General features: G+C 40.5%; 18 protein-coding genes. 10 read left to right on the top strand and 8 right to left on the bottom strand.

The window, feature by feature from the left end:
- The first annotated feature begins 77 nt into the window (after nucleotides 1-77).
- From rho to WG954_RS05615, 7 genes are all read left to right on the top strand, one after another.
- Nucleotides 78-1,718, top strand: coding sequence for a transcription termination factor Rho (gene rho / locus WG954_RS05645; RefSeq protein WP_340434453.1), 1,641 nt, complete (start codon nucleotides 78-80; stop codon nucleotides 1,716-1,718).
- Nucleotides 1,719-1,737: 19 nt separating this feature from the next.
- Nucleotides 1,738-2,046 carry a hypothetical protein gene (locus tag WG954_RS05640; RefSeq protein WP_324229634.1) on the top strand — a complete coding sequence of 103 codons (309 nt, stop codon included), beginning with the start codon at nucleotides 1,738-1,740 and terminating at the stop codon, nucleotides 2,044-2,046.
- A gap of 253 nt (nucleotides 2,047-2,299) precedes the next feature.
- Nucleotides 2,300-3,382 (top strand): tRNA 2-selenouridine(34) synthase MnmH, encoded by a 1,083-nt coding sequence (mnmH, locus tag WG954_RS05635; protein WP_340434451.1) that lies wholly within the window; start codon nucleotides 2,300-2,302, stop codon nucleotides 3,380-3,382.
- A 16-nt stretch (nucleotides 3,383-3,398) separates the two neighbouring features.
- Nucleotides 3,399-5,177: a hypothetical protein gene (locus WG954_RS05630; RefSeq protein WP_340434450.1), complete on the top strand. Its 1,779-nt coding sequence runs from the start codon at nucleotides 3,399-3,401 to the stop codon at nucleotides 5,175-5,177.
- 35 nt (nucleotides 5,178-5,212) lie between these two features.
- The gene (locus WG954_RS05625) at nucleotides 5,213-6,094 is read left to right on the top strand and encodes a hypothetical protein (protein WP_340434449.1); all 882 of its coding nucleotides are present in this window, start codon (nucleotides 5,213-5,215) and stop codon (nucleotides 6,092-6,094) included.
- 24 nt (nucleotides 6,095-6,118) lie between these two features.
- Complete coding sequence (selD, locus tag WG954_RS05620; RefSeq protein WP_340434447.1) at nucleotides 6,119-7,177, top strand: selenide, water dikinase SelD; 1,059 nt, start codon at nucleotides 6,119-6,121, stop codon at nucleotides 7,175-7,177.
- A 64-nt stretch (nucleotides 7,178-7,241) separates the two neighbouring features.
- Nucleotides 7,242-7,574 (top strand): DUF4870 domain-containing protein, encoded by a 333-nt coding sequence (locus WG954_RS05615; protein ID WP_340434446.1) that lies wholly within the window; start codon nucleotides 7,242-7,244, stop codon nucleotides 7,572-7,574.
- Between the two features lie 27 nt (nucleotides 7,575-7,601).
- Here the strand turns inward: WG954_RS05615 and WG954_RS05610 are convergent, their stop codons facing one another.
- From WG954_RS05610 to WG954_RS05600, 3 genes are read right to left on the bottom strand one after another with little or no spacing between them, the layout of a single operon-like run.
- Nucleotides 7,602-7,832 carry a 4a-hydroxytetrahydrobiopterin dehydratase gene (locus tag WG954_RS05610; RefSeq protein ID WP_340434445.1) on the bottom strand — a complete coding sequence of 77 codons (231 nt, stop codon included), beginning with the start codon at nucleotides 7,830-7,832 and terminating at the stop codon, nucleotides 7,602-7,604.
- A gap of 21 nt (nucleotides 7,833-7,853) precedes the next feature.
- Entirely contained in the window at nucleotides 7,854-8,288 is a 435-nt protein-coding gene (locus tag WG954_RS05605; protein ID WP_340434443.1) for an IPExxxVDY family protein, read from the bottom strand.
- 40 nt (nucleotides 8,289-8,328) lie between these two features.
- Complete coding sequence (locus WG954_RS05600; RefSeq protein ID WP_340434442.1) at nucleotides 8,329-9,966, bottom strand: M28 family peptidase; 1,638 nt, start codon at nucleotides 9,964-9,966, stop codon at nucleotides 8,329-8,331.
- Between the two features lie 154 nt (nucleotides 9,967-10,120).
- On the opposite strand from WG954_RS05600, the gene feoB reads away from it, so the two are divergent.
- Nucleotides 10,121-12,241 (top strand): ferrous iron transport protein B, encoded by a 2,121-nt coding sequence (feoB, locus tag WG954_RS05595; protein ID WP_340434440.1) that lies wholly within the window; start codon nucleotides 10,121-10,123, stop codon nucleotides 12,239-12,241.
- 59 nt (nucleotides 12,242-12,300) lie between these two features.
- On the opposite strand, the gene WG954_RS05590 is transcribed toward feoB, so the two are convergent.
- The 3 genes from WG954_RS05590 to WG954_RS05580 form a co-directional block, all read right to left on the bottom strand.
- The gene (locus WG954_RS05590; RefSeq protein WP_340434438.1) at nucleotides 12,301-13,446 is read right to left on the bottom strand and encodes a hypothetical protein; all 1,146 of its coding nucleotides are present in this window, start codon (nucleotides 13,444-13,446) and stop codon (nucleotides 12,301-12,303) included.
- Nucleotides 13,447-13,527: 81 nt separating this feature from the next.
- On the bottom strand, nucleotides 13,528-14,331 hold the full coding sequence (locus tag WG954_RS05585) for a serine hydrolase (RefSeq protein ID WP_340434435.1): 804 nt from the start codon (nucleotides 14,329-14,331) through the stop codon (nucleotides 13,528-13,530).
- Nucleotides 14,332-14,411: 80 nt separating this feature from the next.
- Nucleotides 14,412-14,906 (bottom strand): hypothetical protein, encoded by a 495-nt coding sequence (locus WG954_RS05580; protein ID WP_340434433.1) that lies wholly within the window; start codon nucleotides 14,904-14,906, stop codon nucleotides 14,412-14,414.
- Between the two features lie 66 nt (nucleotides 14,907-14,972).
- Between WG954_RS05580 and corA the strand changes: the two genes are divergently transcribed.
- Entirely contained in the window at nucleotides 14,973-16,067 is a 1,095-nt protein-coding gene (gene corA / locus WG954_RS05575) for a magnesium/cobalt transporter CorA (protein ID WP_340434431.1), read from the top strand.
- 27 nt (nucleotides 16,068-16,094) lie between these two features.
- On the top strand, nucleotides 16,095-16,610 hold the full coding sequence (locus WG954_RS05570; protein WP_340434429.1) for a RidA family protein: 516 nt from the start codon (nucleotides 16,095-16,097) through the stop codon (nucleotides 16,608-16,610).
- Between the two features lie 8 nt (nucleotides 16,611-16,618).
- Here the strand turns inward: WG954_RS05570 and WG954_RS05565 are convergent, their stop codons facing one another.
- Nucleotides 16,619-16,807 carry a hypothetical protein gene (locus WG954_RS05565; RefSeq protein WP_340434427.1) on the bottom strand — a complete coding sequence of 63 codons (189 nt, stop codon included), beginning with the start codon at nucleotides 16,805-16,807 and terminating at the stop codon, nucleotides 16,619-16,621.
- Between the two features lie 159 nt (nucleotides 16,808-16,966).
- Nucleotides 16,967-17,485, bottom strand: a complete 519-nt coding sequence (locus tag WG954_RS05560; RefSeq protein ID WP_340434425.1) for a DUF2480 family protein — start codon at nucleotides 17,483-17,485, stop codon at nucleotides 16,967-16,969.
- Between the last annotated feature and the right edge of the window lie 81 nt (nucleotides 17,486-17,566).

Below are 17,566 nucleotides of genomic sequence, written 5' to 3'. Positions count from 1 at the left end.
ACTTTTATCAACACAAACTTTCAGATCTAAAAACAAGTCTCAGGTTTTACCATTCCGTGTTAATGAATTAATCTCTTATGTACGACATTCTACAATTGAACGACATGCTCGTTCCTGAGTTGCTAGACGTAGCTGAGCAATTAAAAATTGCAGGCGCTAAAAAATTAGATAAGCAACAACTAATTTATAAAATCCTCGATAATCAAGCTGTTATGGCAAGTGAAAACAAAGGCGCAGAAGAAAAAAAGCGCAAACGCATTGTAAAGACCACCACTGCTTCCGGTACTGAAGAAGCTGTTGTGGAAAGCGGCGACAAGGAAACGGCACCAAAGGTTCGCAAAAAGAAAGAGGACGCACCAGCTCCGGCTCCTAAAAAAGTGCTCAAGAAAACAGAACTTCCCGAACCAATTATTCCTCCTGGCTTTACATTACCGGGCGAAGATGATTTCGTAGCCGGACCGCCAGAAATGGAATTAGGCGAACAACTTGCTGAATCAAACCAGGAAGCTGAAAATCCGCAACCAAATGAACGCCCGCAAAACCAGCAACATCAACAACGACAGTTTCAAAATAATAAGCGTGAACAACCTTTCAACATTGAGTTTGATGGTGTGATACAAGGTGAGGGTGTCTTGGAAATGATGCCCGATGGATATGGTTTCTTACGCAGCAGTGATTACAATTATTTATCAAGTCCCGATGATGTGTATGTATCACCATCTCAAATAAAACTGTTTGGTTTAAAAACAGGTGATACTGTTTACGGCTCTGTTCGTCCTCCAAAAGAAGGTGAAAAATATTTTGCCCTATTAAAAGTGGATACCATCAATGGAAAGCGACCTGATGAGGTGCGTGACCGTGTGCCGTTCGATTACCTCACACCATTGTTCCCGTTCGAAAAATTAAATCTTACAACTACTTCCAATAATTACAGTACCCGAATCATGGATCTGTTTACCCCAATTGGTAAAGGACAACGTGGATTGATCGTTGCCCAGCCAAAAACAGGTAAAACGATGCTGTTGAAAGAACTTGCGAACGCCATTGCAGAAAACCATCCGGAATGTTACCTGATGATCGTACTGGTTGATGAGCGTCCGGAAGAGGTAACTGATATGGAACGCAGTGTAAAAGCAGAAGTTATTGCCAGTACGTTTGATGAGCCTGCAGAGAAACACGTGAAAGTAAGTACCATCGCTTTACAAAAAGCAAAGCGTTTGGTTGAGTGCGGTCATGATGTAATTATCCTGTTAGATTCAATTACACGATTAGCTCGTGCGCACAATACCGTTGCACCTTCAAGTGGTAAAGTATTGAGTGGTGGTGTTGAAGCAAACGCTATGCAAAAACCAAAACAGTTCTTTGGTGCTGCACGTAAAATTGAAAATGGCGGATCGTTAACCATTATTGCAACAGCGCTTGTTGATACAGGCAGTAAGATGGATGAAGTGATCTTTGAAGAATTTAAAGGAACAGGTAACATGGAATTGGCACTTGATCGTAAGCTGGCCAACAGACGTGTATTCCCTGCAATTGATATTGTTGCTTCAAGTACACGTCGTGATGATCTGTTACTTGATAAAGACACTGCTAAACGTATGTGGATCCTGCGTAAGCACATGGCTGATATGAATACAGAAGAAGCAATCAATACATTGTTACAACACATGCGTGGAACGAAAGACAACAACGAGTTTCTTATCAGCATGAATGGTTAAACAATTATAAACACTTCGTATGAAATACTTTTTTCTTTCAGCATTGTTACTTACTCTTTTTAGTTGTGGTGATTCGCAGCAATCAGATAATGAAAAACAAAGCAGTGAATCAAAAATTGAAATCAGTGGCGACTCTGGTGAAATAAAGATCAGTAAAGAAGGCATTTCCATTACCGGAGATGATTCTGCAAGCATCAAAATCAATTCTAAAGATGGAATTAAGATTGAGGGAAAGGATGGCAAAATAGAAATCAAAACCGGTGACAGTGGAAACATCAATGTGGAGAAGAAGGGAAAAGAAGTAAACATCCAGATCAAAGAAAATTAAACTTATAAAAGTCCTGCAGGTTTCTGCAGGACTTTTTACTTTGTATTATGCTTCAGACGTTCGGTAATATCTTCAGGGCTTTCGGAATGTTTTCTTTTCTTGTGATGTGTTATGCATGGTTTTTTACCAGCAACCTGCAACTGTTCCAAACAGCCAAACAACTTACTATTACATTCTTCTGCATTTCACTTTTACTTTGGCTTATCTCCATTTTTGTTGCAAGACGAAATAAATAAATTTGTGTGTTGTTGTTATGGCTATTCAAAAAATAAATATCGAGGAGTTTCTTTCGCTTGCTGCTACATATCCTGTTTTGGATGTACGCAGTCCGGGCGAATACAAACATGCGAAAATTCCCGGCGCCTATTCCTTTCCTTTATTTTCTGACGAAGAACGAAAAGTAGTTGGCACTGCTTATAAACAACAAAGCCGACAAGAAGCAATCAAGATCGGTCTTTCCTTTTTTGGTGTGAAAATGCGGAGTATGGTGGAAGAGGCAGAAAAGCTGGTGGAGGATTGCAATGAGATCATCCGAAAAAAATCGGCCAAGTCCGGGTCTGACAGAAATGATAAAACAGTTCTTGTTCATTGCTGGCGTGGTGGCATGCGTAGCGGCGGCGTTGCATGGTTGCTGGATCTTTATGGTTTTAATGTCTACACACTCGTTGGTGGTTATAAATCATTTCGCAGATGGGCTCTTGAACAATTTGAACAAACCTATTCGTTTCGCATTCTTGCGGGTTTTACAGGCTCAGGTAAAACGCCGTTACTGGATAAACTCGCTAAATCTGGTGAGAACGTTATCAACCTGGAAGAATTGGCTCATCATAAAGGCTCAGCCTTTGGCAACCTGGGCATGCCTCCTCAACCTTCACAGGAAAAATTTGAAAATAAACTGGCGCTTGCCCTGTTCGCAGCGGCCAAAAGGCCAGAACCAATTTGGATTGAGGATGAAAGTCAACGCATTGGCGATGTAAATACACCTATGAGCATCTGGAAACAGATGCGGACCTCACCAGTGTATTTTGTTGATATACCCTTTGAAGAACGCTTGAAACATATTGTAGACGAATACGGAAAGCATGAGCGTGAGCGACTTGTGAATGCTGTTATCCGTATCAAAAAAAGATTAGGCGGTCTGGAGACCAAAGAGGCCATTAATGCCCTTATTGAAGACAGGGTGGAAGATTGTTTCCGTATCTTACTTAGCTATTACGATAAGTGGTATTCAAAGGGTTTACATAATAGAGAGAACCTTCAGGCGTTATTAGTAAAGATACCCTGCGAAACCGTCCAAGAATCCAATATTAAACAACTCTTACAGCTGCAGGAGTAGCTCAAACAAAAAACTGATGAAAAACTATTTACTTCTTCTATTTTTCTGCTCGCTTTCCTTCTTTAGTAAGTCGCAGGTAGTAACCGGTGTGTATAAAGGAAAGATGGTTTCCGATAGTTTAAAATATTCGGTTGATTTTGAATTGACGTTGAAAGAAAAGAATGGTGAACTATATGGCTATTGTCAGCGATTGTTTTTAATTGAAGATGTTTTGTATTATAACCTGGTAAAAGTAAAAGCCCGTATTAAAGACAGTGTATTGATCGTTGAAGACGAAAAGTCAGTATCAAACAACTTTGAGCAAAAAACAAAAGGTATTAAAACCGTATACATGTTCAACATCAAAGACATTGTTGACACTGCATCGGTTTTATATGGTGACTGGAGTACATCGAGCTGGCGCAATCTTTATGCAATGCCCGGCAAGCTTGTTGTAAACAGAGAACGAAACTATTTAGCAACACAGTTATACAAACGCCTCGAAGAAAAAAAACTCACCAAAGAAATGATGTTTGATGAGCCAAAACCAGTTCTCGTTTCAACACCAACAAAACCTCAGCCAACGGATGTTGTAGTTAACAAACCAACCGATAATAAAACCACAACAAATCCCTCAACCCAAAATAAACCCGAGGTAAAAACTACGAACGATTCCATTGCCACCAACACTGTTGCAGTTACCAAACCTGAAGAGACAAAACCAAAGCCAAATGATGTTGTAATAATTCAAACAACTAATAAACCAACAAATCCAGTTCAAACTAAACCTGTTGTGCCTGGTAAAGACTCGAGCAACAAAACAAATATTGTAAATACGAATCCACAACAGTCAACAACTAAACCGAACGATGTTTCTGTTAATCAGCCAAACCACAAGCCACCTGTTACAACACAGTCACAAACTCAACCAACTGTGACTAATAACAAACCAACAAACACAACCGGTAACAACAACGTTGCTGCAACAACTGCACAGCAACAAAACAAACCTGTTGTAATAAAACCTGCTGACTCAACAAATAAAACATTCGTTGCTGTTAATAATCCCCAACAAACAAAACCACAACAAACAACTATTGCGGTTACTCAACAAAACAATAAACCACCAGTTACAACTCAGTCTCAAACTCAACCATCTGTACCCGATAATAAACCGACAACGAATCCTGTTGTTACAAATCAACAGCAACCGAAACCTCAGCAAACAGGACCGGCAGTAACAACATCTAAACCAACTACTCCTGCAACAACAAATCCGCAGCAGAATACATCAACAGTTACCAATAAACCTGTTGAACAAAAACCAACAACACCAGCTGTAGTAACGCCTGCTACAACTAATCAGCCAACGCAATCAAGTATCAGTACCATTGGCAATGTAAATGCCGGCAATACTGCAGGTCAACCACAAACAGGAACAGGTAAGCCACCGGTAATTAATAACCCTGTAATTGTGAAACGTCAGGTTGAAATTATTGAGGCGCTGGAAGTATCAGAGGATAGTGTTGTACTATCGTTGTACGACAATGGTGAAATTGATGGTGACACAGTAAGTGTGTTTCTTAACAACGAGTTGATCGTATCAAGAATTGGTATTAAGGCAAGTGCTTATAAAAAAACTATTGCTGTTCCAAAAGGTGAAATTATACAGCTTACACTATTTGCTGAAAACCTTGGAAGCATTCCACCAAATACAGGATTGCTGATCGTTACCACAACCAATGAACGTTACCAGGTAAACTTCAGCTCAACACTCAACAAAAGTTCCTCCATTGTCTTAAAGCGAAAAGAATAACAGCACAATAGCAATTGAATGTTTTTCTTTGCAGTATGAAATTTGTTCTCGGGCTTGTACTGGTTTGCTGCACACTTTTTTCTTCTGCACAAAATATTGCAGGGCTTTGGCGTGGCCGCTTCACAAGCAATCATCCTTTGCAGATGAACATGGAATACAAATATGAACTACTGTTGTTCCAGGAAGGCAATAAGATAACCGGCTATTCTTATTCAACAGTCGTAAACGGAGAATTTTATGGAGTATGCGAAATACAAGGGAACCTGTTTGAGGGATATATGGTGATCACCGAAACAAAAACGCTTTATCAAAATCCTCCCGGCGCTGAGGGTGTATTACAAAGTCATATTTTATTTCTAAACGGCGATACAAAAGAAGTAAGTGGCGAATGGAAACAATCAAACAAACGCAAGACACAACTATTTGAAGAAAGTGGAAAAACCTTTTTGAAGAAAGAAGATGATCCTTCAAAATCTGGTCTTCTAAAAGTACTCGAACAAAAAAATGCCGTGCAGGTTGAAAAACCAAAAGCACCTGTACAACATCCAACACCTAATAAAGATTCCATTAAACTATCTTCCCGAACAGTTGAGATCGTAAAAAGTATTGAGACTGACGCTGATTCTGTTTTAATTGAATTGTATGATGACGGACTGATCGATGGTGACAGTGTTTCTGTTTTTAACAACAACAGTGTTTTGCTAAACCGCATTGGGTTGTCAGATAAAGGCATTAAGCAAACAATTGCTCTTCCTAAAACTGAGACTGGGCTTCTACTTACGTTGTTTGCAGAGAACGAAGGAACCATTCCTCCGAACACAGGTGTGCTTGTTGTAAAAACTGGTGGCTTGGTTTACGAGATCAGGTTTAAATCGGATAATAAGAAAAGTGCCGCTGTACGTATTACAAGGAAGTAATACGATCTGGATTTACATTTGCACATGCTTCCAGAAACAATCAGACTCACACAGTTTTCACACGGTGCAGGATGCGGCTGCAAAATTGCACCTGCGGTTTTAGAACAAATTCTCCAATCATCGCTATCAACTATTACAGATAAAAATCTACTTGTTGGCAACAGCAGTAAAGACGACGCTGCTGTGTACGATCTAGGCAATGGATTGGCCATGATCTCTACCACCGATTTCTTTACACCCATTGTTGATGATGCATTCAGCTTTGGACAAATAGCATCGGCAAACGCCATCAGTGATGTGTATGCGATGGGCGGCAAACCTTTGCTTGCTATTGCAATCCTTGGATGGCCGGTTGAAAAACTACCTGCAACACTTGCACAACAGGTGTTAGATGGTGCAAGATCAATTTGTAATGAAGCAGGCATCACTTTAGCAGGTGGACACAGTATTGATTCGCCGGAACCATTCTTTGGTTTAGCAGTAAACGGAATGGTGCAGATTGCACACCTTAAACAAAACAATACCGCACAGGTAGGAAATGTATTACTACTGACCAAACCCATTGGTGTTGGCGTATTAAGCACTGCTGAAAAAAGAGATGTGTTGAAAGAAGAACATAAAGGACTTGCAGCAATGCAAATGAAACAACTTAACTCTGTTGGTGAGTTGCTTGGAAAACTAGAAGCTGTTACAGCCATGACAGATGTAACCGGCTTTGGTTTACTTGGACATTTAATAGAGATGTGTGAAGGTGCAGGGGTTTCTGCTGAGCTTTCTTATCAGCAAATACCATTTCTTGCGGCAGCAAAAGAATACCTGGCGCAACGCATTGTTCCCGACGCTACCTATCGTAACTGGAACAGCTATAGTACTAAGGTTGGATTTGGTGCAGGCGTAAATGTGATGGAAGCTTTTAACCTTTTGCCCGACCCGCAAACAAATGGCGGATTATTGATCGCTGTCAAAGAAGAACATCTAATTGAAGTGCAACAACTTCTTGCAGCAAATAATCTTGAAGCTTTTACTCAACCAATCGGGCGACTTGTACCAAAAGCCGAAAAGGTTGTTCAGGTTTTAAGTTGATGTATTGCAATGGCAATGATAGATGAGTATATTAGTTGCCTGTAATCAACTTAAACCAATTTTTATGGACGCAAAAACAATCGCCTGGGTAAGCTATCTTACCCTCATTGGCTGGATCATTGCTTATGTTTCATACGGCAATCTGAATCCAAAAAGTTCACTAGCTACATATCATCTCCGACAAAGTTTTGGAATCATGGTAACAGGCCTGGCCATATATATTGCCTTCTGGATGCTGGTGTTTATGGTTCCCTTTCTATCTTTTTTAATTACGATCATATGGATAGCACTTGTGGTGCTTTGGGTGTTGGGATTGATCTCTGCATTAAATGGCGAAGAAAAACCATTGCCTGTTGTAGGAACCTACTATCAGCAATGGTTTCAGTTTATTAAATAAAAGCATTCGGTTGTTGTCACACGAAAACTATAAAAGCTTGTCGATTTTGTCGGCAAGCTTTTTATCTTTTGCTGTAACAATATCACCTGCATCGTGTGTGCTGAGCCATATCTCCACCTTATTCCATACATTGGTCCATAACGGATGATGGTCCATCTTTTCAGCTTCTAACGCCACACGAGTCATAAACGCAAACGCTTCCGAGAAGTCAGCAAATTCAAATTTGCGGTATAGTTTATTATCAGTTTCTGTCCACATAATCTTTACAATTGAGCGAGGTTATAAAATAAGATGTTGCTTGTTTTTTATTTTCTCATTGGTTAACTCAACCACTAACTGCACACCGGGAATGCTTCGAATATCAGCGATCAGTTTTTTTTCATCTTCTTCACCAGGCAGATCGCCTTTTGTCAGCCACAAATAATCAAGGTGTTTGAATTCAGGCAAAAGATACTCACCGTCAAATTGATTCTTATAGAGATAATATTCCAACACCATGTTTGGCTCCCTGTATTCAAAAACCGAAAAGTAATACTGCCTGTTTTTCTTGGTTAACTGAATTTCGATATCATCATTCAATCGAAAATCGAAACGCATGGATTGGTTTACCTGCCAAACAAACTTCTGGCTTTCCATTGGCGCCATTACACCAAGCAGAAGTGTATTCTCAAAGAATTCTTCTGCCAGCAGTTCGTTATCGATTTTGAGTTTCATGTTTGCAATCAGCCGTGGTTGCTGTCTTTACCAACCATTTTTAAAACGCTATATCAAATTCAAGTTCTTCGTTACCTCTTTTCACTTTCACTTTTGTGCTGTCACCTTTTTTAAATTTACTCAAAGCCTGCATATAAGCCTCAACAGAGCTGATATTAAATTCGCCCAGCTTTGTTACAACATCGCCAGCTTTTAAACCGGCTTTCTGTGCTGCTCGTCCTTCGCTTACGCCATCCACTTTCACACCATTACCACTGAATGTATAATCGGGCATAATTCCCATGCTAACTGTAAACCGTGCAGTAGTAGTAGTTTGCTGTTCACGTGTTTTTGTAAATGCCAGTTTTGGCTCTTTGCTGCTGCGTGCAATTAATCGGGTGATATATTTTACAACCAATAACTGACCGTTGTAATTGATCTTGTCAAAATCATCACTTGGTTTATGATAATCAGTATGTAAACCGGTAAAGAAAAATAACACAGGAATATCCTTACGATAAAAAGAAGTGTGATCGCTGGGACCTGTTCCGCTGCTATCTACTTTAATGCTGAAAGCGGGCTTCTTTTCATTGATAAGCGTTCCCCATGTTGGTGATGTGCCAATGCCGCCAACAGTAATCGTTTTAGCCGTATCATTGAAACGACCAACCATATCCATATTGATCATATAATTCACTGTATTCAACGAAACAGTTGGATGATCAGTATAATATTTTGAACCATACAATCCCAGTTCTTCACCACTGAAAGCAATGAGCAGGTAGTTACTTGTTTTTGCTCCTTCGGTTTTTAATAAACGGCTTAACTCAATTAATGCGGCAGTTCCACTGGCATTATCATCAGCACCGTTGTGAATTGCTGCCGCTCCGGTATTGCGTGAGTTATTGTCTTCACCATAGCCCAAATGATCGTAGTGTGCGCCAATGATGATGGTGCTTGCTGCATTGTTGTTAATATAACCAACTACATTATGTCCCTTCCTGATCTTTTCGCCTTGTTCCACTTTCAGTTTAATGTCCTGCATAGCCGATGGATCTGCAGCGATTTTATCGCCAATACGCTTTTGTAACCAGATAACAGGAATAGTAGATAATGCTGAGCGATCTTTTGCATCATACTTCAACCCTGCTTCCTTCGATCCGCTATTGAACAATATCAAAGCTGTTGCGCCCTTTTGTGCGGCATCTTTTTCTTTTGTGCGGATAGCGTTCAACAAATCGAAATGGGGATTATTTTCGTTTTCAGCCATCAGTTCTTTTATATCCCAGAACCAGGCACTGCCGCCCTCATGCAAACTGGGAGAAGCCATTGCTTCAATACTTCCGTTTGCACTCCAGCTGAAAGGGAAAAAATCTTTATCAACCTTTAAATGTTCTCCGTCAATAATAAAAAAGGTGGAAGGCAGTATTTGCTTTCCTTCGTTTATCTCAAACACCTGGAGGAAACCATTTTCACCTTTTGCCTCCACACCGTTTCGTTGAAACTCCTGGATGATGTATTTGTAAGCAAGCTCTTCGCCTTTTGTGCCGGTTCTTCTTCCTTCAAGTTTATCATCAGCCAGAAAACTTGTATGTGTACGGAGATTGAGTAAACTCAGTTTATCGGCCTTACTCAGCTTTTGTGCAAAAGAACCAATGGTTATGAGTAGAAAAAACAAAAACGAAAGAAAGCTTTTCATGTATGAAATTAATTAGAGGGTCAAAGTTAAACAGATGTATGCTTTCCCTGTAAGGTTGCTTAGAAAATTAAAGAGCATTTCACAAACCCGAAGCTAATCTTTCCAACTTCGTAAATGCCTCAATCTTTTTGCACCTACATTTGCACTTGCTTTCATGGCCACAAACAAAATTCATATTGCATTAGTTGGCAACCCCAACAGCGGTAAAACTTCTTTGTTTAATACCCTAACCGGTCTTAACCAGAAAGTGGGCAATTTCCCGGGCGTTACGGTTGATAAAAAATCCGGTGAACTAAATCTGGGTACTGATTTAAGGGCCGAGTTGATTGACTTACCCGGCTCTTACAGCCTGTATCCCCGACGTGCAGATGAATGGGTGAGCTATCGTGTACTCATGAACCAGGACACAGATGTAAAAGCGGATGTGGTGGTGATTGTGGCAGATGCAAGCACCTTGAAACGGAACCTCCTTTTTGTATCCCAGATAATTGACCTGAAGATACCTGCAGTGCTGGCACTAACCATGATGGATGTAGCCCGCAAGAAAGACATTATCATTGATCTGAAAGGATTGGAGCGAGAGTTGGGCATTCCTGTTGTTCCGGTAAATCCAAGGAAAAACAAAGGAATTGATGCGTTGAAAAAAGCTGTGGAAGCAACGGCCAGGCAGCAATACCGTCCGCCGGCTTTTGATTTCATCCTCAATAAAAATCTTGCTACTGAAGCGGTAAATGAAGTAAAAGAGATCTTGCCTCACCTGAGTGATTATGCAGCTATCCATCACCTCATCAACCACGAATCGTTTTTGTTGAATGCAGCGATGCAGGACAAAATTGAAACGATCGAACAACGTAACAAAGTTCAGCATACACGTATCCAGGCCGAAGAGATCATGCTGCGTTACCAACGCATTAAGCAAATCGTTCAGAATACCATCACCGAAGAATCGCCGGTAAAAAAACAATTGATCGCAGAAAAACTCGATCGGGTGTTGCTTCATCGTGTCTGGGGTTATGCCATTTTACTTACAGTATTGTTCCTGCTGTTTCAAAGTATATTCTGGATCGCACAGTATCCCATGGATATGATCGAGCTCTTTTTCCTGAAAGCGTCAAACTGGTTCAGCAGCTGGTTGCCTGATACGTGGCTAACTGATCTGTTCATTAATGGTGTGCTCGCAGGCTTGAGCGGCATTTTTGTGTTTGTACCACAGATCATGATCCTGTTTGGTTTAATCACTATACTTGAAGAGACAGGCTATATGGCACGCATTGGTTTTTTAACCGATAAGATCATGCGTAAAGTAGGGTTGAATGGAAAAAGTGTGATGCCGATGATCAGCGGCTTTGCCTGTGCTGTACCGGCTATCATGAGTGTGCGAAATATTGAGAACCAGAAAGAGCGATTGCTGACGATCCTGGTAACTCCTCTCATGAGTTGCAGCGCAAGACTGCCTGTTTATACTATTCTAATTGCATTGGTAATTCCTAAAAAATATTTCCTTGGCTTCCTGAGTTTACAGGGTTTGGTGATGATGGGTCTTTATGTATTTAGTGTGGTGATAGCCTTGGTGGTTTCGTATGTCGCCAAGCGTTTCATTAAACTGAAAGAGAAAAGCTTTTTTATTCTGGAGCTTCCGTTGTACCGTCATCCACGTTATAAGAATGTTGTGATCACTATGATCGAAAAGGCAAAGATCTTTGTGTTTGATGCCGGTAAAATCATTATGGTCATCAGTTTGTTACTGTGGGCATTGAGTTCTTACGGTCCCGATAACAGAATTGAAAAAGTAAATACAGCGTATGCACAACGCCTGGCAGCTGCACCACAGAATGCTGAAGTCATCGAAAAAGAAAAACAAACTGCCTTGTTGCAAAATTCCTACGCAGGTGTAATGGGTCAATACATTGAACCGGTAATTAAACCACTTGGTTACGATTGGAAAATTGGTATTGCCTTGATCACTTCCTTTGCAGCACGTGAAGTATTTGTTGGAACGATGGCTACACTTTACTCCGTTGACAGTGATGGTGCTGACGAGCAAACTCTTCGTCAGAAAATGCATGCTGCTGTAAAAGCCGATGGAACAAAAGTGTACACACTTGCAACAGGTGTATCGTTGATGATCTTCTATTTGTTGGCCATGCAGTGTATGAGCACACTCGCCATTGTAAAACGTGAAACCCGGAGTTGGAAATGGCCCATCATACAACTCGTGTATATGACAGGCCTTGCATATATATTAAGTTTGATCGCTTACCAGTTGTTGAAATAACTATAACTAGCAAATTGTGCTACACCCGTAACACATAACTTCTAACTCATACCTTTCTCCTACCAACTTACTGTACTTCTTATTCTATTTACCAAACTGCTGTAAATGCGTTGCATCATTTCTGCCATGGCATCTTCCTTTGTAGGCAAACGTTGGTTACTACCACGATTAATTAATGCGATATCATTATTATCAAGGGCACGTTTATCGCCGCTGTATTCAGCAAACTCATAAGTATAACGATACTCAGATGGCAACTGATCCCACTTTATTTGATTACGTGTTACAGCATCGGTAATGATCACATTCATATCTGCATCTGCATTCAACACCCGTCTTGTAACCCGAACTGTAGCCGTTACTGTTGTATAGATAGGACGACCGGAAGTATCTTTCCCTGTTTCAATTTGTTTACTGCGGTTGTAGGTGCGTGATTGATCAAGCGGCTGATCAAAACGAAGATTGCGCCAAACAAGATCAACTACAAGATCAGGACCGGCACCCATACTACGCAATTGGTATTCATCAAAGAAACGTGCAGGATTGGTAGTTGAGTTTTGTCCGCCGAGATCACGAATGATATTTGCCTGGTGCTGACGGTCACGGCTGCTGTATTGATTCCAACCCCAATTGTTGCCGCCCATGCCGAACTGATCATATTGAATCTGGTTAATGAGTACATTCACAATGCTTCGATCAAACGCTTCCTTCATCCGGAGCTTTGCATCACGATAGTTAGGAACATATTGTTGTGCACGTTGAAAAGCATAGTATGCTTCTTTGTTATTTTCTCTTGTATTCAAATTCAACTGCTCTACACCAAACTGGTAGTAATCTGCAGCTGCAGAATCTTTGGTTGAAACAAGCTGAGGATAAACATTGGCGGGTTTCAGTAAACGAACCGCATATGCACTCTGGCTAACGGTTTCGTACATACGATGGAGACCTTCCAGCTCGGGAATGATCTTATTCCACTTCTCCGGTGCAGGGTCGTACTGGTAATTGTTCAGCCGCTGCATTGATTTTGTGTAGGCGTTATTATATACCTGTTGCAGATCTGCGATGATCTTATCGTCTGCTCCCTTTTTGTTCAATCGGCTGATGAGTGTTGCAAGATCTTTCTCATCACCGTAGCTGGCAGAACGGCTACCCCTGCAGGCAGCAAATGTGATCGCAATAAAAAGAATGGGTAAAAGTTGTTTCATATGTTGATGGTTTTTCTAACTAAGCTCAAAGCAAATACCAGTTCCTTAAGGCTGGATTTCTTTAACAAATGTATACGGATTTTAAAACTTCATGTTGGGCTCAAAATAGTTCCACAATAACGAAGAAAGCTTACGGGTTAGTGTCCAGGCTTCGTTATTTGCATTCCAACTTTGGTCTTTATTGTTTTTTGTGATGATACAAACCACATAAGGGTGATGTGGCGCATTGACCAGCATAACTTCGCTGCGACTGGCATTTACCGCTCCATTTTTGCTGAATACTTCAACCGTTGGAGGAATAGACGACAACCCTTCTTCATCCCAGTAATTACGGCCTAACAATCGCATCATGCGGATGCAGCTGCTGTCGTTAAAGATCTCTTTACGGTAAATACGTTCTATGATATTCGCCATTTCAAAGGGGGTCGTTTGTCCCCATCCGTAAGCAGTTCGGTTTTCTTCACGGCCGGGTGTTCTTGAATTGACTCGTGTATGCTTATACCCAAGCTCCTGCATAATTTCATTAATGCGTGTACCGGTTCCGGCTAAACTTTGTAACCATAAACTTGCTGTATTATCGCTGGTGGTAAGCATGAGCATAATTACTTTCGATAACTCCACCTGCTCGTTGTTTTTATAAGAGCCGAGTATATCAACTCCTGCATAAAGTATTGAATCGTTGTATATGATTGGTTGATGATAAGTCAACTCTCCTTTGTTGATCTTATCAATTACTGCCAGCAGGATGGGCACTTTCACCATGCTTGCAGTTGGAAAAACCGTATCAGCATTTATGGCAACTATTTTTCCTGTTTTTAAACTCTTCACATAAATACCAATATCGCCATTAAAACCGCTGATCAGTTCTTCGATCCGCTTCTTCAATTTCTGATCAGTCTTTTGGGCATAGCAAAATTGCAAACCAAAGAGGAATGCCAAAAGCAACACAAATGATCTTGTATGTTTTATTGAACAGATGACGGGTCGAGTTTCCAATCATTAAAATCTTTCCTGCTCCAGGTGGCTGGCCGAGCATGAACGCCAGCTGTAAAATCGAAATGCACATAATGCACTCCTTTTGTTTCAAGGAGGTTAAGAGCTGCAAATGAAAGATATTGTTCTGCTCCTGAATTTCCGGCTCTGTCGGTAAGCCACATAGCGTCGGGTATATTGACATAAACCGTATCGGTTGAAATACGATTGAATACCATTTTTATTTCGCTGTAGGTTTTGTTCACGCCATTTATAAAAGCTTGCGGAACTGTAACAGAATCCTTGGGAGCAAATATCTTTTTCTTCTCTTTCGTTTCGGCACTGCAATCCCAAACAATTACCGTATCGGTTACAAACCATTGTTGTGGCGGCTCAGCATCTGCTGCAGCTTTGCTTTCGTTGGAGGCTTCGTTGTTGCAGGCCACAACCAGTGCAACAAAACAAAGAGTTAGGATATATCGAATCATGTCTTAAAGCTACATAAGACTTGTGAAGATGCGCAATGAATGTTTAAATTCGTTTAAATTTTCATTATGGGAAAGCGGAGCTCCTATCTAGACATTGTGTTGAATCCTCTCAACCTCCTGCGGACAAAACGTATCCTCAACGTAAATCCCACGGTAGTTCCACTGCGACAAGAACCCGACCGTATCAATTTATACGTGTATGATTACGATTTTGAAAACCTGCACCAGGAAAAGTTAGCCGAAGTAAAAGATGCGTTCCGGTACAAACATACATCGAGCGTTACATGGATTAATGTGGATGGCATTCGCAGAAAAGACATTGAAGATATTTGCAATCATTTTAATATTCACTCCCTGGTGCTTGAAGATATTCTCAGCATTGGTCAACGTCCAAAGGTTGATGATATTGACGGCACCATGTTCTGCCTGTTGAACATGCTATACTTTAATGATAAAGACTCAACCGTGGAAACAGAACAAATATCTATTGTGTTGGGAAAGCAGTTTGTGCTTAGTTTCCAGGAAGATGCTTCCAGGGATGTCTTTAATCCTTTGCGTGATAAACTGCAATTCCGAAGTAACAAGATCAGGCAAAGCGGAACTGATTATCTTTTTTATTCGCTTATTGATATGATCGTTGATAATTATTTTGTGGTGATGGAAAAGCTCAGCGATAAGCTCGAGTTACTCGAAGAAGATATTATCCGACACCCAGATAAACGTTCACTGGCAAAGATCAACCAACTGCGAAAAGAAATGATCGTATTAAAACGAAATATTGCTCCGGTTCGTGATATGATCAATGGCATTCTTCGAAGCGAAAGTCCGTTAATACAGGAACGCACAGAGAAATACTTTAAAGATATTTATGATCACATTGTTCAGGCAAATGATCTTGCAGAAAACTACCGTGATATGATGATGAACTTACATGATCTCTACTTGAGTAATGTAAACCTGAAGATGAATGAAGTGATGAAGGTGATGGCGATTGTAACTTGTCTATTGGCTCCCGCAACTGTAATTGGTGGGATGTTCGGTATGAATTTCGACATCATCCCTTATGCGCATCACAAATGGGGTTTCTATTTAACCTGCGGTATGATGATCCTGATTCCAATGGTGATGTTATATTTTTTCCGTAAGAGGGGATGGTTTTAATCAGATGCAATCAACAACTATACATGTATGAAATTATTCTTTGTATTACTATTTGCTTTCGCTTTTGTTACTGTAAGTGCACAAACAGTTGATGATAAGATCAAAGAACTGGGATTACAATTGCCGCCTGCTAGTAAACCCATTGCCAATTATGTAAAGTATGTGCGCACCGGTAATCTTATTTTTTTGGCAGGACATGTACCAACAAAAGCAGATGGAACACACATCACAGGAAAACTTGGAAAAGATCTTACTATTGATCAAGGTTATGAGGCAGCAAAGGTTACAGCACTCAGTCTTGTTGGTACGTTGAAAGATGCTCTTGGTGGCGACCTAAATAAAGTAAAACGAATTGTAAAAGTAAATGGCTACGTTAACTGTCTGCCCGATTTTACAGAGCAACCGAAAGTGATCAATGGCTGCAGTGATCTGCTGGTACAAATTTTTGGTGACAAAGGAAAACATGCAAGGGCAGCAATGGGCATGGTAGCACTTCCGTCTAATGTTGCTGTTGAAATTGAAATGGTGGTAGAAGTAGAGTAGAAGAGTAATTAAAAATGCTCCATGCTTTTGAGCATTTCATATTCAGTTTCAAAACTGCGGTGTTTGAACCAGCCAATAATACCACCTCCACCAAGCCAGAAACAAACTTCCATTACAAGTAAGATAACACCCATTACAGTAAAGTAAAAACCTGTGAATGCCTGCGGATCAAAAACAAACTGAAGCAACTTAATCACAAGCATAGAAATTAATCCTTCCCTTAACACACCGTGATAGAGAATATATTTCCACCTGGGAATTGTTCTTCGCTTTTCCCACAGCTTCAAAAATTTCCTTTGCCTTTGAGTGAGCCGGTAAGGATGGTAGTTACGAAAGTCGTTAAGTGGCACTGAGGTTTATACAGTTGGTTTTGGTTGTTTAAAAATCGGAACAGTGCTGCAAGGTTCTCCGTACATGATGCTTTTCGCTACAGGTCTTAATTTGTTAGTGATCTCCAGATAAGCTGCTTCGGGTATTGGTTCATCGCCACATCCTTTTACCACCACCCGTTGATCTTTGTAAACACTTGTATCAAGCGCTGCAATTGCCTGCATAAGTTTTTGCCTCTTCCATTCGGCCGCTGAACCCAAAAACAATTCACTTGCTACAGGCTGTAATAAAGATGCCACCAGCATATAAGCCCACATCGGAATAATGGCATCTGCACTGCAACTGATCAATACAGTTTTGTCTTTATAAACACTTGTATCTGTTTGCTGAAGCGATGCCCTGAATTCTTTCTCTTTAATGATCAATCCCATAAACAGGAAATCCTTCAAGTCGAATAGAACAGGTTCTTCCTTTGGGATCCAGGCTTCCAGATCAATGGTTTGCAAGGCACTTTCAGCTACTTTATTTACTATCACTTCACTCATATCAGGTCTATTGAGATAGTAAATTTACTCCAAATATGCAATTTCCTTTTTTACCATTTCTCAGCATCGTAGTTTTTCATC

The organism is Lacibacter sp. H375 (genome assembly GCF_037892425.1).
Taxonomy (GTDB): domain Bacteria; phylum Bacteroidota; class Bacteroidia; order Chitinophagales; family Chitinophagaceae; genus Lacibacter.
The sequence above is the reverse complement of the archived record's forward strand: the minus strand, read 5'-3'. Positions and strand labels throughout refer to the sequence as shown.